12 protein-coding genes, 2 tRNA genes, 1 rRNA gene and 2 riboswitches are annotated in these 13994 nt (G+C 37.4%); of the genes, 12 read left to right on the forward strand and 3 right to left on the reverse strand.

The annotated features are described in order from the left end of the window. From rrf to tsaD, 7 genes are all read left to right on the forward strand, one after another. Positions 1-102, forward strand: a 5S ribosomal RNA gene (gene rrf / locus ACFQZ1_RS10905); the annotation flags it as partial. An 11-nt stretch (positions 103-113) separates the two neighbouring features. Further along, positions 114-190, forward strand: a tRNA-Met gene (locus tag ACFQZ1_RS10910). Positions 191-192: 2 nt separating this feature from the next. After that, positions 193-268, forward strand: a tRNA-Asp gene (locus ACFQZ1_RS10915). A gap of 190 nt (positions 269-458) precedes the next feature. Continuing rightward, complete coding sequence (gene tsaE, locus ACFQZ1_RS10920) at positions 459-932, forward strand: tRNA (adenosine(37)-N6)-threonylcarbamoyltransferase complex ATPase subunit type 1 TsaE (protein WP_377882224.1); 474 nt, start codon at positions 459-461, stop codon at positions 930-932. After that, a complete protein-coding gene (gene tsaB, locus ACFQZ1_RS10925; protein WP_377882225.1) occupies positions 913-1605 on the forward strand; it encodes a tRNA (adenosine(37)-N6)-threonylcarbamoyltransferase complex dimerization subunit type 1 TsaB in 693 nt (230 codons plus the stop codon). The genes tsaE and tsaB overlap by 20 nt, the downstream gene beginning before the upstream one ends. 11 nt (positions 1606-1616) lie before the next feature. Further along, positions 1617-2060, forward strand: a complete 444-nt coding sequence (rimI, locus tag ACFQZ1_RS10930; RefSeq protein WP_377882226.1) for a ribosomal protein S18-alanine N-acetyltransferase — start codon at positions 1617-1619, stop codon at positions 2058-2060. Next, the gene (gene tsaD, locus ACFQZ1_RS10935) at positions 2060-3076 is read left to right on the forward strand and encodes a tRNA (adenosine(37)-N6)-threonylcarbamoyltransferase complex transferase subunit TsaD (protein WP_377882227.1); all 1017 of its coding nucleotides are present in this window, start codon (positions 2060-2062) and stop codon (positions 3074-3076) included. The genes rimI and tsaD overlap by 1 nt, the downstream gene beginning before the upstream one ends. Before the next feature lie 351 nt (positions 3077-3427). On the opposite strand, the gene ACFQZ1_RS10940 is transcribed toward tsaD, so the two are convergent. Then, positions 3428-5353 carry an ABC transporter ATP-binding protein gene (locus ACFQZ1_RS10940; RefSeq protein WP_377882228.1) on the reverse strand — a complete coding sequence of 642 codons (1926 nt, stop codon included), beginning with the start codon at positions 5351-5353 and terminating at the stop codon, positions 3428-3430. Between the two features lie 182 nt (positions 5354-5535). On the opposite strand from ACFQZ1_RS10940, the gene ACFQZ1_RS10945 reads away from it, so the two are divergent. Beyond that, complete coding sequence (locus ACFQZ1_RS10945) at positions 5536-6165, forward strand: redox-sensing transcriptional repressor Rex (RefSeq protein ID WP_377882229.1); 630 nt, start codon at positions 5536-5538, stop codon at positions 6163-6165. A gap of 26 nt (positions 6166-6191) precedes the next feature. Here ACFQZ1_RS10945 and ACFQZ1_RS10950 read toward each other — a convergent pair whose 3' ends face one another. Next, a complete protein-coding gene (locus tag ACFQZ1_RS10950; protein WP_377882230.1) occupies positions 6192-6389 on the reverse strand; it encodes a YdiK family protein in 198 nt (65 codons plus the stop codon). Positions 6390-6391: 2 nt separating this feature from the next. Next, a complete protein-coding gene (locus ACFQZ1_RS10955; protein WP_377882231.1) occupies positions 6392-7120 on the reverse strand; it encodes a CPBP family intramembrane glutamic endopeptidase in 729 nt (242 codons plus the stop codon). A 354-nt stretch (positions 7121-7474) separates the two neighbouring features. Between ACFQZ1_RS10955 and groES the strand changes: the two genes are divergently transcribed. The 4 genes from groES (at position 7475) to ACFQZ1_RS10975 (ending at position 13325) form a co-directional block, all read left to right on the forward strand. After that, complete coding sequence (gene groES / locus ACFQZ1_RS10960) at positions 7475-7759, forward strand: co-chaperone GroES (protein ID WP_336484660.1); 285 nt, start codon at positions 7475-7477, stop codon at positions 7757-7759. 38 nt (positions 7760-7797) lie between these two features. Further along, a complete protein-coding gene (groL, locus tag ACFQZ1_RS10965; RefSeq protein WP_377882232.1) occupies positions 7798-9435 on the forward strand; it encodes a chaperonin GroEL in 1638 nt (545 codons plus the stop codon). A gap of 378 nt (positions 9436-9813) precedes the next feature. Next, positions 9814-9915: riboswitch (purine riboswitch) on the forward strand. Between the two features lie 151 nt (positions 9916-10066). Next, a complete protein-coding gene (guaA, locus tag ACFQZ1_RS10970) occupies positions 10067-11605 on the forward strand; it encodes a glutamine-hydrolyzing GMP synthase (RefSeq protein WP_377882233.1) in 1539 nt (512 codons plus the stop codon). 164 nt (positions 11606-11769) lie between these two features. After that, a riboswitch (purine riboswitch) is annotated at positions 11770-11872 on the forward strand. Positions 11873-11999: 127 nt separating this feature from the next. Continuing rightward, positions 12000-13325, forward strand: coding sequence for an NCS2 family permease (locus ACFQZ1_RS10975; RefSeq protein WP_377882234.1), 1326 nt, complete (start codon positions 12000-12002; stop codon positions 13323-13325). The last annotated feature ends 669 nt before the right edge of the window (positions 13326-13994 follow it).

Consider the following 13994-nt stretch of genomic DNA (forward strand, 5'->3'; position numbering starts at 1 on the left):
CAGAGAGGTCACACCCGTTCCCATACCGAACACGGAAGTTAAGCTCTCTAGCGCCGATGGTAGTTGGGACTTTGTCCCTGTGAGAGTAGGACGTTGCCAGGCTTTATTATCATCGCGGGGTGGAGCAGTCTGGTAGCTCGTCGGGCTCATAACCCGAAGGTCGCAGGTTCAAATCCTGTCCCCGCAACCAATGGTCCCGTGGTGTAGTGGTTAACATGCCTGCCTGTCACGCAGGAGATCGCCGGTTCGACCCCGGTCGGGACCGCCATTTATATAAATTAAAGAACGAAACAATATGTTTCGTATTTTTTTATTTACTTTAATTAAACTTATAAGACAGTCAATCTTATCCTTAGGACAACTCCTAAGGTCTTTTTTATATATTCGAAACTGAAACAAGAATAAAAAATCTGTATAATAAAGAGCAGGGAATACTAACAGTAAGGTAGGTGAAACCTTTGAATAAATATGAAATAACAACAATGTCTTCAGAAGAAACGCAGAGTTTATCAGAAAGGCTTGGACAATTAGTTCAGGCGCAGGATGTTTTAATTTTAGAAGGGGACTTAGGTGCAGGTAAGACAACATTTACAAAAGGTCTTGCAAAAGGTCTTGGTGTGAAACGTGTTGTGAATAGTCCAACGTTTAATATTATTAAAGAATATAAGGGACGATTACCTCTGTATCATATGGATGTATACCGCTTAGCGGAGAGTGAAGAAGACTTAGGGTTTGATGAATATTTTTATGGTGAAGGTGTAACAGTGGTGGAATGGGCACATTTAATAGAGGCTTTTTTACCATCTTCACTTTTAAAAATCAGTTTATTCCACACGGGGGATAGTACAAGAAAAATTGTATTAGAGCCGAGCGGAGAACGATATATTAGATTATGTGAGGAGCTATTACAAAATGAAAGTACTAGCAATTGATACTTCTAACTATGTAATGGGAGTTTCTCTTATTGATGGAAATACGGTTGTTGGAGAAATCATTACAAACTTAACAAAAAATCATTCTGTGCGTCTGATGCCAGCGGTAGAGCAGCTTTTACAAGAATGTAGTGTGGAACCAAAGGAATTAAATAAAATCGTTGTAGCAGCTGGGCCAGGCTCTTATACAGGTGTTCGTATTGGTGTAACCGTGGCAAAAACATTAGCTTGGTCATTGCAAATTCCGATTGTTGGTGTATCAAGTTTAGAAGTACTGGCAGCAAACGGAATGAATTTCCCAGGGTATATTTGTCCGTTATTTGATGGTCGTCGTCAGCAAATTTATACTGGATTGTATACATATAGAGAACAAGAGTTACAATCTGTGAAAGAGGATCGTATTATTCTTATTGCCGATTGGTTACAAATGTTAAAAGAGATAGGGCAACCTATTTTATTTATCGGAAATGATGTAGAACAGCATAAAGATACAATTGTAGAACACTTAGGAAATCAAGCGGTATTTGCCCCGCTGACAAAACATAATCCACGCCCAAGTGAGTTAGCTTTCTTAGGTTTACAGAAAGAAGAGCAATCTGTGCATACATTCGTTCCAAGTTACCTTCGTTTGGCAGAAGCAGAGGCAAAATGGCTAGAAAGTCAAAAGAAATAGAGGTCCTATGAATGAACATTACATTTAGAAGTATGAAGGAAGAGGATATTCCACAAATTGTTGCGATTGAAGAATCTTCATTTGCGACTCCTTGGACTGCCGAAGCATTTGAGCGAGAACTAAACATGAATGAGTATGCACACTACGTTGTAATGGAAACAGAGGAAGGAATACTAGGTTATTGCGGACTTTGGATTATTCTTGATGAATCACATATTACGAACATTGCGATATTACCACAATACCGTGGTCAAAGGCTTGGAGAAGCGTTATTACAAGAAGTCATAAACAAAGCGAGAAATCTTGGAGCAAATACAATAACACTTGAAGTTCGTGTCTCAAATGAAATTGCAAAAAAGTTATATCGAAAATTTGGTTTTCAAAATGGCGGAATTCGCAAAAGATACTATACAGACAATTATGAAGATGGTCTTGTAATGTGGGTGAACTTATGATGAAAAAAGATACAATTATACTGGGTATTGAAACAAGTTGTGATGAAACAGCTGTAGCGGTTGTGAAAAATGGACGAGAAATTTTAGCGAATATTGTAGCTTCGCAAATTGAAAGCCATAAACGTTTTGGCGGGGTTGTTCCAGAAATTGCATCTCGTCACCATGTGGAAGAAATAACGGTTGTATTAGAAGAAGCGTTAAAAGAAGCGCAAATTACATTTGAAGATATTGATGCAATTGCAGTTACGGAAGGACCAGGCCTTGTTGGGGCATTGTTAATTGGTGTAAATGCAGCAAAAGCAGTAGCTTTTGCACATAATATCCCGTTAGTTGGGGTGCATCATATTGCTGGGCATATTTATGCGAATCGTTTAGTACAAGAACTGCAGTTTCCACTATTGTCTCTCGTTGTATCTGGTGGACATACAGAGCTTGTTTATATGAAAGAGCATGGTTCATTTGAAGTAATTGGCGAAACAAGAGACGATGCTGCAGGAGAAGCATACGACAAGGTGGCACGTACGTTATCATTGCCATATCCGGGTGGGCCGCACATTGATCGTCTTGCTCATGAAGGAGAGCCGACAATTGATCTACCTCGTGCATGGCTTGAACCAGATTCTTATGATTTTAGTTTTAGCGGTTTAAAATCTGCAGTTATTAACACTGTGCATAACGCAAAGCAGCGCGGAGAAGAACTTACTCCTGAAGATTTAGCTGCAAGTTTTCAGGCAAGTGTAATTGATGTGTTAGTAACAAAAACAGTAAGAGCAGCAGAGGAGTATGGTGTGAAGCAAGTACTTCTTGCTGGAGGAGTTGCGGCAAATAAAGGATTGCGGGCTCGGCTGGAGGAAGAGTTTGCAAATAAAGACGATATAAAGCTTATTATTCCGCCGTTATCTTTATGCACAGATAACGCTGCTATGATCGCTGCAGCTGGTACGATTGCATATGAGAAAGGAAAAAGAGCAACATTAGCGTTAAATGCAAACCCTGGCTTGGATATTGAATCATAGTTATTCCGTGTTTAATGAGATAGTGAATTTTCCATCTTCGGTAAAGAAGATAAGTTTAGTGGGGGATAAAGAACCCTCAAGGATGAAAATTTCACTTTATACACATAATTAACCACAACCTGTGGATAAAACCTATATTATCTGTTGATAATATAGGTTTTTTTTGTGAGTATAAAGTGTGGATAAATATTATTATGTTTGTGGGTAATGTGGAAAAGTTAATGTTTATCTTGATAATGTGAAATTGAATATGTGAATAACATTGTGGATAAATAAAAAGGTTAGCGTAAATGCTAACCTTTTTATCCTGCTATTCGTGGGTAGTAAGACCCCCATAGATGAGGTTTCACTTTATATTTGTAATTCTTCCCATTCTTCCATACATGCTTCTAATTGTTCTTGTAGTGTTTGTTTTTCTTCTGTAATATTACTTGCTCTTTCGTAATCAGCATATACTTCAGGTAGACAAAGTTGTTCTTCTAATGTAGCAATTTGTTCTTCCATTGCAGCAATGTTTTCTTCTAATTCTTCAATTCTACGCATACGTTGACGCTCTTGCTTTTTACGTTCTTTTTCTTCAATATAATTTAATTTTTCTTGCGCCACTTGTTTTTGTACAGGTTTATTTGTTCCTTGTTCTTCAAGTTCCGCCCGTTCTAACATTTCATTTTTCTTTTCTACATAATAATCGTAATCGCCTAGATATTCCACTGCCCCGTCTGTTGATAACTCAATAACCTTTGTGGTGATGCGATTAATGAAATAGCGGTCATGGGAAACAAATAAAATAGTTCCTGGAAAATCAATAAGAGCATTTTCTAAGATTTCTTTGCTACTTAAATCTAAATGGTTTGTCGGTTCATCTAAAATAAGTACATTTGATTTTTGCATCATAAGTTTTGCAAGGGCTAAACGTGCTTTCTGTCCGCCACTTAAAGAAGAGACTGGCTTTAAGACATCATCACCAGAAAATAAAAAATTTCCAAGTACTGTGCGGATTTCTTTTTCTGGTTGCAGCGGGTAATCATCCCAAAGTTCATCTAATACGCGTTTCGATGATGTTAAGTTTGCTTGTTCTTGGTCATAATATCCAATAGAAACGTTAGAGCCGAATGAAATACTGCCGTTTAAAGGACGAAGTTTATCCACAAGAGATTTTAATAAAGTGGATTTTCCGATTCCATTTGGACCGACAAGGGCAACACTATCACCTCTTGTTAATTGGAAATGAATGTGCTCAATGATTGGCTCATTATTATAACCAATTGTGACATTTTTTACTTGTAGTACATCATTACCGCTTTGCCTATCGATATCAAAGTGGAAAGAAGCAGATTTTTCATCACCGAGTGGTCTCGTCATAAGTTCCATACGATTTAATTGTTTTTGGCGACTTTGTGCTCGTTTTGTTGTGGAAGCACGGGCAATATTTTTTTGAATGAAGTCTTGTAGCTTTGTGACTTCTTCTTGCTGTTTCTCATACCGCTTTATCTCTTGTTCGTATAGTGATGCTTTAAGTTCTAAATACTTACTGTAGTTTCCCGTGTATTTACGACTTTGTTTATTAGAGATTTCATACACCTGTGTTACGAGTTTATCTAGAAAGTATCGATCGTGTGAAACGATTAAAATAGCGCCAGGATAGCCTTGTAAATATTGTTCTAGCCATGTTAATGTATCGATATCTAAATGGTTTGTTGGCTCATCCAAAATAAGCAAATCTGGTTTTGTTAACAATAATTTTCCAAGAGCTAAACGAGTTTTTTGTCCACCGCTTAATGTCGAGATTGTAGTTCCGTGTGTTTCAGACGGAAAGCCGAGTCCGCTTAAAACAGAGCGAATGTCCGCTTCGTATTGGTAGCCGCCTTTATTTTTATAATCTAATTGCAGGCGATCATACTCTGCTAACAATCTTTCATGTACAGTGACATTTGTGAAATTTTCTTCTTTTCCCATTTCTTGTTCTAGCCTTCGGAGTTCTTTCTCCATGCGTTGCAAGTCGAGAAATACCGTTAGCATTTCATCCCAAATGGTTAATGACGTCTCAAGACCAGTGTGCTGTGCTAAGTAACCGATAGATACATCTTTCGGTTTAATAATTTCTCCGCTGTCATGGGACAGTTCTCCCGCAATAATCTTTAATAATGTAGACTTTCCAGCGCCGTTACGGCCGACAAGTGCAATACGATCACGCGTCTGTACCTCTAACTTAATGTTTGAAAGAATCATTTCAGCGGCGTATAACTTGGAAAGGTTATTTACTTGTAGTAGAATCAATGTTTTCACCTCAAATAATTTCTTAACTTTGCCATGATTATATTTCTCAATCATACTAAAAATAGTGTATAGTTGAACATAATAGAGAAGTTCTCTCTCTATTATACAAGGAAAACTTTCAATGCTAAACTTCCGTACATGTTTCAATCACTTGAACAGATAGGAAGAGAGGAGGGGGTTGCATGGAGCAGCCTAAAATTCCGCAGGCGACTGCCAAAAGATTGCCTCTATACTATCGATTTATCCAAAACTTATCATTATCTGGTAAGCAACGCGTATCATCTGCAGAATTAAGTGAAGCGGTGAAAGTGGATTCTGCGACAATTCGAAGAGATTTTTCATACTTTGGGGCATTAGGGAAAAAGGGATACGGCTATAACGTAAATTATTTATTGTCGTTTTTTCGCGAAACACTTGACCAAGATGATGTAACGCGTGTAGCTCTAATAGGGGTAGGTAATTTAGGGACAGCTTTCTTACATTACAATTTTACGAAAAATAATAATACAAAAATTGAGATGGCATTTGACGTTGATGAAGAGAAAGTTGGAAAAGAAATCGGAGGAATTCCAGTATATCATCTGGATGAATTAGAAGAGAAATTATCAGATGATATAAAAGTGGCAATATTAACAGTACCTGCTTCTGTTGCACAAGCTGTAGCAGATCGCTTATCGCATACTGGTATACAAGGTGTTTTAAACTTTACACCTGCTAGGTTAAATATAGTAGAACATATTCGAATTCATCATATTGATTTAGCGGTAGAATTACAAACGCTTGTGTACTTTTTAAAAAATTATCCAAAATAAAAACGCAGGAATTCCCTGCGTTTTTATTATTTCTTCATATTACCTTTTTTCGATTTAGAAAAAAGAAGGCGAAGTGCCAAATTAAAATCAACGGTTGCCATTATAGCAAGCAATAGTGTATAAAAGTTCCAAATTGTATCTTCAACACTTGTAATTGCTAAGTATGTAAAAATACACCCGAGAAGAAAGTACAAAGTTGCCATAACAAATGGTGAATTTCGCATGTTTAAAATCCTCCGATAAATCCTTGCAATTTTTCAGCTTTTTCTAGATAGGGATGAAGTACAAATGTAATTAACATAACATTTGTATTCATCATAACATGAGCCATAATGGGTACAATAATTCGTTTCGTTTTAACGTATAAAAATGAAAAAACAAGCCCCATGGAAATATACACTAATAAATGTGTAGGGTCAAAATGAATTAAAGCAAATATAAGAGAACTCACGATTGCTGCGATAAAGAAGTTATATCGTTTATATAGTGTTCCAAATAGAATCTTTCTAAATACAATTTCCTCAAGAATAGGAGCAAATATAGACGAAACAATTATAAATAATGGAGCAGCTTTTATGATTTCGATAATGTTTTGTGTATTTTCAGATTCAGCTTCAACTTTAAAAATTTGTGTTTCGATGGTGCCAGCAATTACTTGGGCGAATAAAGCAAGAAAAACTCCTAAAATGATCCAACCTATTGTAGCAGAAATGCTTGTTTTTTCTCGCTCCCATTTTTCCGATTGTGTATCATTGCGTAATAACAGTAGGATGATAATAAGAGCAACGAAGAAGCTGATTATTCCCCAATGTGCAGTTGCTAATTGAACCTTTTCTTGAAAGCTCCTGTTTCCATTGTTGTATATTCCGCTTTTTAAAAGGATCCATCCTCCAATTACCCCTGATAATTGCATTAAAATATATGTAATAACAACCCACCAGTATTGTCTCTTCAATTTCATAACTCCTTTTTAAATTTTTTGTAATGAAAAAGGAAAATGCTCTACCCATAGAGAAAACAACTTATGGCATCTTTCTTATTGTAACATAGGAGAAGAAGGAAAAACGATGATGAATCTTCTATCAGTACTGATTTTCCGTGAAGGTAAGAATTATTATGTTATTCATCCGGTAAAGTATATAAGCTTATAGAAAAAAGGAAAAGAATGTAGAATAGTTTTCCGAAAAATTACGTTTTTTCACTTGCAAAAGAAAATAAGATTCTTTATTATAATAAGTGTGTTAGCACTCGGAGTGTTCGAGTGCTAATAAACATAAAATTTACATAGTCAATGAGGAGGTTATTGTTCATGCTAAAGCCATTAGGTGATCGCGTTGTAATTGAGCTTGTTCAAGCAGAAGAAAAAACAGCAAGTGGTATCGTATTACCAGACACTGCAAAAGAAAAACCACAAGAAGGTAAAGTAGTAGCAGTTGGTACTGGTCGAGTGCTTGAAAATGGTGAGCGTGTTGCTTTAGAGTTAGCTGCAGGCGATCGTATTATCTTCTCAAAATATGCAGGTACTGAAGTGAAATACGAAGGTGCAGAATACTTAATTTTACGTGAAAGCGACATTTTAGCAGTTATCGGTTAATTATATAAATCTTAAAAAATTCAAGGGGGTCAAATATTATGGCAAAAGATATTAAATTTAGTGAAGAAGCACGTCGTTCGATGCTTCGCGGTGTCGACACTCTTGCAAACGCAGTAAAAGTTACGCTTGGACCAAAAGGTCGCAACGTAGTACTTGAGAAAAAATTTGGTTCTCCGCTTATTACAAATGACGGTGTAACAATTGCAAAAGAAATCGAATTAGAAGATGCATTTGAAAATATGGGTGCAAAATTAGTAGCAGAAGTTGCTAGCAAAACAAATGATGTAGCTGGTGACGGAACAACAACTGCAACTGTATTAGCGCAAGCTATGATTCGTGAAGGTTTAAAAAACGTAACAGCTGGTGCAAATCCAATGGGTCTTCGTAAAGGTATCGAAAAAGCTGTTATTGCAGCAGTAGAAGAATTAAAAACGATTTCTAAACCAATCGAAGGTAAATCTTCTATCGCACAAGTAGCTGCTATTTCTGCTGCTGACGAAGAAGTAGGGCAATTAATTGCAGAAGCAATGGAGCGTGTTGGTAACGACGGCGTTATTACATTAGAAGAATCTAAAGGATTCACAACAGAATTAGATGTAGTAGAAGGTATGCAGTTCGACCGTGGATATGCTTCTCCTTACATGATTACTGATTCTGATAAAATGGAAGCTGTTCTTGATAACCCATTTATCTTAATTACTGATAAAAAGGTTTCTAGCATTCAAGAAATCTTACCAGTATTAGAGCAAGTGGTACAACAAGGTAAGCCACTTCTTATCATCTCTGAAGATGTAGAAGGCGAAGCGTTAGCTACATTAGTAGTAAATAAACTTCGTGGTACGTTCAACGTAGTAGCTGTTAAAGCTCCTGGCTTCGGTGATCGTCGTAAAGCTATGTTAGAAGATATTGCGATTTTAACTGGCGGTGAAGTGATCACAGAAGAATTAGGACGCGACTTAAAATCTGCAACTATCGCATCTTTAGGACGCGCTAGCAAAGTTGTTGTAACGAAAGAAAATACAACAATTGTTGAAGGTGTAGGAAATACAGAACAAATCGAAGCTCGCATCGGTCAAATCCGTGCGCAGTTAGAAGAAACAACTTCTGAATTCGATCGTGAAAAATTACAAGAGCGTCTTGCTAAACTAGCAGGTGGCGTAGCTGTAATTAAAGTAGGTGCAGCAACTGAAACTGAATTGAAAGAGCGCAAACTTCGTATTGAAGATGCACTTAACTCAACTCGTGCAGCAGTAGAAGAAGGTATTGTTGCAGGTGGCGGTACTTCACTTATGAACGTATATACTAAAGTAGCTGGTCTTGCAGCTGAAGGCGACGTAGCAACAGGTATCAACATCGTACTTCGTGCATTAGAAGAGCCAGTTCGTCAAATCGCAATCAACGCTGGTTTAGAAGGTTCTGTTGTTGTAGAACGCTTAAAAGGCGAAAAGGTAGGCGTTGGTTTCAACGCAGCAACAGGCGAGTGGGTAAACATGCTTGAGTCTGGTATCGTAGATCCAACGAAAGTAACTCGTTCTGCGCTTCAAAACGCAGCATCTGTTGCAGCGATGTTCTTAACAACTGAAGCAGTTGTTGCTGATAAACCAGAACCAGCTGGTGCTGCTGGAATGCCTGACATGAGCGGCATGGGCATGGGCGGTATGGGCGGCATGATGTAATTTCATGCGCCGCGAAACATCCATCTCTTTATAGAGGTGGATGTTTTTTGTTCTATAAGTAGTAAAATATAAAGTGAAACTTCCATCAGTGGTTTTTTTCATCCCCACTGATGGAAAGCCCGCCCAATCGGGCTTTTACGGGCACCTATCTTCCTCGCTTCTCCCTAAAACTTGAGGTGGGGATCTCTTACTGCTCGCGAATAGCGGGATAAAAAAGATAGGTGTTTCAAGAAACTGTCTATAAGATGTTGACTCGTTCAAATAAATGTTAGTGAAGCCGGGGGTGAAGGAAGTTTCTCTATACAGGAAAATAATTTCTGTAGAATTTTGTCGCTTTCTCTCTTGACCGTATTCATACTTCATTGTTAGAATCTAGGAAGATAATATAAAGTATTCCTTCATATATCCTCAATAATATGGATTGAGAGTCTCTACCGGGTTACCGTAAACAACCTGACTATGAAGGCAGTGTGTCTATGTTTATAAGGAGAAACCTCCTTTATAAAGCTAGGCTCCTGCCTTTTCTTTGTTATGAGACTGAGGGCAGGGGACTGGCTTTTTTTATTATATTGGTAATTGTTTTTACCAAATTGGTGAAAATGTTTATATACAGAACTATGGGGTGATTATTTTGAAGAAACAGCACGATACGATTATCGTTTTAGATTTTGGAAGTCAGTACAACCAGTTAATTGCGCGTCGCATTCGTGAATTTGGCGTGTATAGTGAACTTCATCCACATACAATTACAGCAGAAGAAATTAAAGCGATGAATCCAAAAGGAATTATCTTCTCTGGTGGACCAAACAGTGTATATGGCGAAAGTGCATTCCACTGTGACGAAAAAATCTTTGACTTAGGCTTACCGATCTTCGGTATTTGCTACGGCATGCAGTTAATGACAAAACACTTTGGTGGAAAAGTAGAACGCGCAGACCATCGTGAGTACGGAAAAGCAGTATTAAAAGTAGAGAACCAATCGAAATTATATACAAATCTTCCAGAAGAACAAGTTGTTTGGATGAGTCATGGTGACTTAGTAACAGGCTTACCGGAAGGTTTCGTAGTAGATGCAACAAGTGAGTCTTGCCCAATTGCTGGTATGAGCAACGAAGCACAAAACTTATATGGTGTACAATTCCACCCGGAAGTACGTCACTCTGAGCACGGTAATGATTTAATTAAGAACTTTGTATTCGGTGTTTGTGGTTGTACTGAAGGCTGGAACATGGAGAACTTCATTGAAGTAGAATTAGAAAAGATTCGTGAAACAGTTGGCGATAAGAAAGTACTATGTGCACTTAGCGGCGGCGTAGACTCTTCTGTTGTAGCTGTGTTAATTCATAAAGCAATCGGTGATCAATTAACATGTATTTTCGTTGACCACGGCTTACTTCGTAAAGGAGAAGCTGAAGGGGTTATGAAAACATTTAGCGAAGGCTTCCACATGAACGTTATTAAAGTGGATGCACAAGAACGCTTTATGAGCAAATTAAAGGGCGTTGAAGATCCAGAACAAAAACGCAAAATCATCGGTAACGAATTTATTTATGTATTTGATGATGAAGCATCTAAATTAGAAGGAATGGACTTCTTAGCACAAGGTACACTGTACACTGATATTATTGAAAGTGGTACAGCAACTGCACAAACAATTAAGTCTCATCATAACGTTGGTGGACTTCCAGAAGATATGCAATTCAAATTAATTGAACCATTAAATACATTATTTAAAGATGAAGTACGTGCGTTAGGATCTGAACTAGGGATTCCAGATGAAATCGTATGGCGTCAACCATTCCCAGGTCCAGGACTTGGTATTCGTGTATTAGGTGAAATTACAGAAGAAAAACTAGAAATCGTTCGTGAATCTGATGCGATTTTACGTGAAGAAATCCAAAAAGCTGGTTTAGACCGTGAAGTTTGGCAATATTTCACTGCACTTCCTGGCATGCGCAGCGTAGGTGTTATGGGCGACGAGCGTACGTATGATTACACAGTAGGTATTCGTGCGGTAACATCTATCGATGGTATGACAGCAGACTGGGCACGTATTCCTTGGGATGTATTAGAGAAAATCTCTGTACGTATCGTAAACGAAGTGAAACACGTGAACCGTATCGTGTATGATATAACAAGTAAGCCACCAGCAACAATCGAGTGGGAATAAAGTGAATTTCATGATATAGAAGACGATCCATCTATACTTTGATGTGTAGATGGATCGTCTTTTTTTTGCTTTTACACGAACGAAATTTAATTTTAAATAAAAAACGTTCGCTTTTAGATTGACACTTGAATGTATATGAGTTAATATGAGTATGTAATTAATAATAAAAATGAATATTACAGCCGTCGTATAATATCGGGAATATGGCCCGAAAGTTTCTACCTAGCTACCGTAAATGGCTTGACTACGAGGCGTTTTAATATAAAGATAAGGGATAATTATCTTTGTTTACAGACGCTTCCATGTATATGCAATGGAAGCCTTTTTATTTTTATAGATAAAAAGGGGCTAGGAAGGGTTATGACGAGCAATTATATAACGGGGGAAACATAGAATGAAACGTTACTTTCAGTTCGATGAACTCGGCACAAATTATAAAACAGAGTTCATTGCAGGGTTAACAACATTTTTATCTATGGCGTATGTGTTATTTGTCAATCCTGCTACATTGTCGTTAGGGCATATTAAAGGAATACCGGCAGGAACAGGAATGGATCCAGGTGCAGTGTTTGTTGCAACTGCATTAGCAGCAGCAATTGGATCGCTAATTATGGGGATTTTTGCAAAATATCCAATTGCATTAGCACCGGGAATGGGAATTAATGCTTTCTTTGCTTACACAGTTCTATTGACAATGCAGATTCCGTGGCAAACAGCGATTGCTGGGACATTAGTATCAGGTATTCTTTTTATCATTCTTACAGCTTCCGGTATTCGTGAAAAGATTATTAACGCAATTCCAACAGAGTTGAAATTTGCGGTAGCTGCAGGGATTGGATTATTTATCGCGTTTATTGGCTTTCAAAATGCCGGAATTATTGTGAACAATGATGCTGTACTTGTTGGTTTAGGAGACTTAACAAAAGGAACAACATTACTTACGATTTTCGGTGTAGCTATAACTGTTATTTTAATGACAAGAAAAATTAATGGAGCAGTATTTTATGGAATGGTTCTTACAGCAATTGCTGGTGTAGTGACAGGATTAATTGATACACCAAAAGCAGTTATCGGTGCTGTACCAAGTTTAGAGCCGACATTTGGAGTTGCTCTTCAACATATTGGTGATATTTTCACTCCTAAAATGTTTGTTGTTATTTTAACTTTCTTCTTTATTGATTTCTTTGATACAGCAGGAACGCTTGTTGCAGTTGCGAATCAAGCGGGCTTAATGAAGGACAATAAATTACCGCGTGCAGGAAAAGCGTTATTCTCCGATGCGATTGCGACTGTAATCGGGGCAATACTTGGTACATCTACAACGACGTCTTATATTGAATCTTCTGCAGGGGTAGCAGCTGGAGGACGTTCTGGATTTACAGCAGTTGTAACAGCAGGGTTTTTCTTGTTAGCACTTTTATTTTCACCATTATTAAGTGTAGTAACACCAGCTGTAACAGCACCGGCTTTAATCATTGTAGGGATTTTGATGGTATCATCATTAGGAGAAATTGATTGGAAGAAATTCGAAACTGCAGTACCGGCATTTTTTACAATTATTACAATGCCGCTCACATACAGTATCGCGACAGGGATTGCGATTGGTTTTATCTTTTATCCAATTACAATGGTTGTAAGCGGTCGTCGTAAAGAGATTCATCCAATTATGTATGTAATGGGAGTTTTATTCGTACTTTATTTTGTCTACGTTCGTAAATAAAAGGGGTTTTTTGAAAGGACTAGGTGTGGGGATGCCTAGTCCTTTTTTGCATCTTTAGGAGTTTTTTATACTAAAGTGAAACTTCCATTAGTAGGAGGGATTGTCTCAAAATAGCGGGATAAAAGTATAGAGAAAGTATAAGAAAGAGAAAAATGAGGTAATTACAAATATGTAGTATGGGTTCTGGCACCGCTTATGTTAATTATGGAGTATTTATGTTTACTATGTGATTATTCGATTTATAGTTTCTTTAATAATTATATAAGAAAAATAAATCGAAATTTTCATCAGTAGTGGAGGACTTCATCTCTTAAGGTGATGAAATGAACCAATCGGACTCTTATTACTCAGGAGTAGCAGGATGAATTGAGATCGCCTCATGGTAAAAAGGTTTGTAATAAATAAATCCTTTTTATATTTTTATAGAAAAGCATATTGACGTTTAATATAAAAGGGTGTAATATTCTAGAAGTCGCTGATGCAACGGAGCAGAAAGCGAAATAAAAAACTTAGTTGACATTGAAAAACAAAGATGTTAACATAAGGAAGTCGCAATTAAGCGACGGACAAGTTCTTTGAAAACTGAACGAAACAAACAACGTGAAACGTCAATTTTTATTTATGATGCTAGACAAACACTTTATTGGAGAGTTTGATCCTGGCTCAGGA

Origin of the sequence: Bacillus sp. CGMCC 1.60114 (assembly GCF_042676365.1) — a bacterium.
GTDB classification, from domain to species: Bacteria; Bacillota; Bacilli; order Bacillales; family Bacillaceae_G; genus Bacillus_A; species Bacillus_A rhizoplanae_A.

Excerpts from the sequence above, each read along its gene's own strand:
- tsaB (WP_377882225.1), top strand. The coding sequence starts at position 913 with ATGAAAGTACTAGCAATTGATACTTCTAACTATGTAATGGGAGTTTCT.
- rimI (WP_377882226.1), top strand. The coding sequence starts at position 1,617 with ATGAACATTACATTTAGAAGTATGAAGGAAGAGGATATTCCACAAATT.
- tsaD (WP_377882227.1), top strand. The coding sequence starts at position 2,060 with ATGAAAAAAGATACAATTATACTGGGTATTGAAACAAGTTGTGATGAA.
- ACFQZ1_RS10945 (WP_377882229.1), top strand. The coding sequence starts at position 5,536 with ATGGAGCAGCCTAAAATTCCGCAGGCGACTGCCAAAAGATTGCCTCTA.
- ACFQZ1_RS10950 (WP_377882230.1), bottom strand. The coding sequence starts at position 6,389 with ATGCGAAATTCACCATTTGTTATGGCAACTTTGTACTTTCTTCTCGGG.
- groES (WP_336484660.1), top strand. The coding sequence starts at position 7,475 with ATGCTAAAGCCATTAGGTGATCGCGTTGTAATTGAGCTTGTTCAAGCA.
- groL (WP_377882232.1), top strand. The coding sequence starts at position 7,798 with ATGGCAAAAGATATTAAATTTAGTGAAGAAGCACGTCGTTCGATGCTT.
- ACFQZ1_RS10975 (WP_377882234.1), top strand. The coding sequence starts at position 12,000 with ATGAAACGTTACTTTCAGTTCGATGAACTCGGCACAAATTATAAAACA.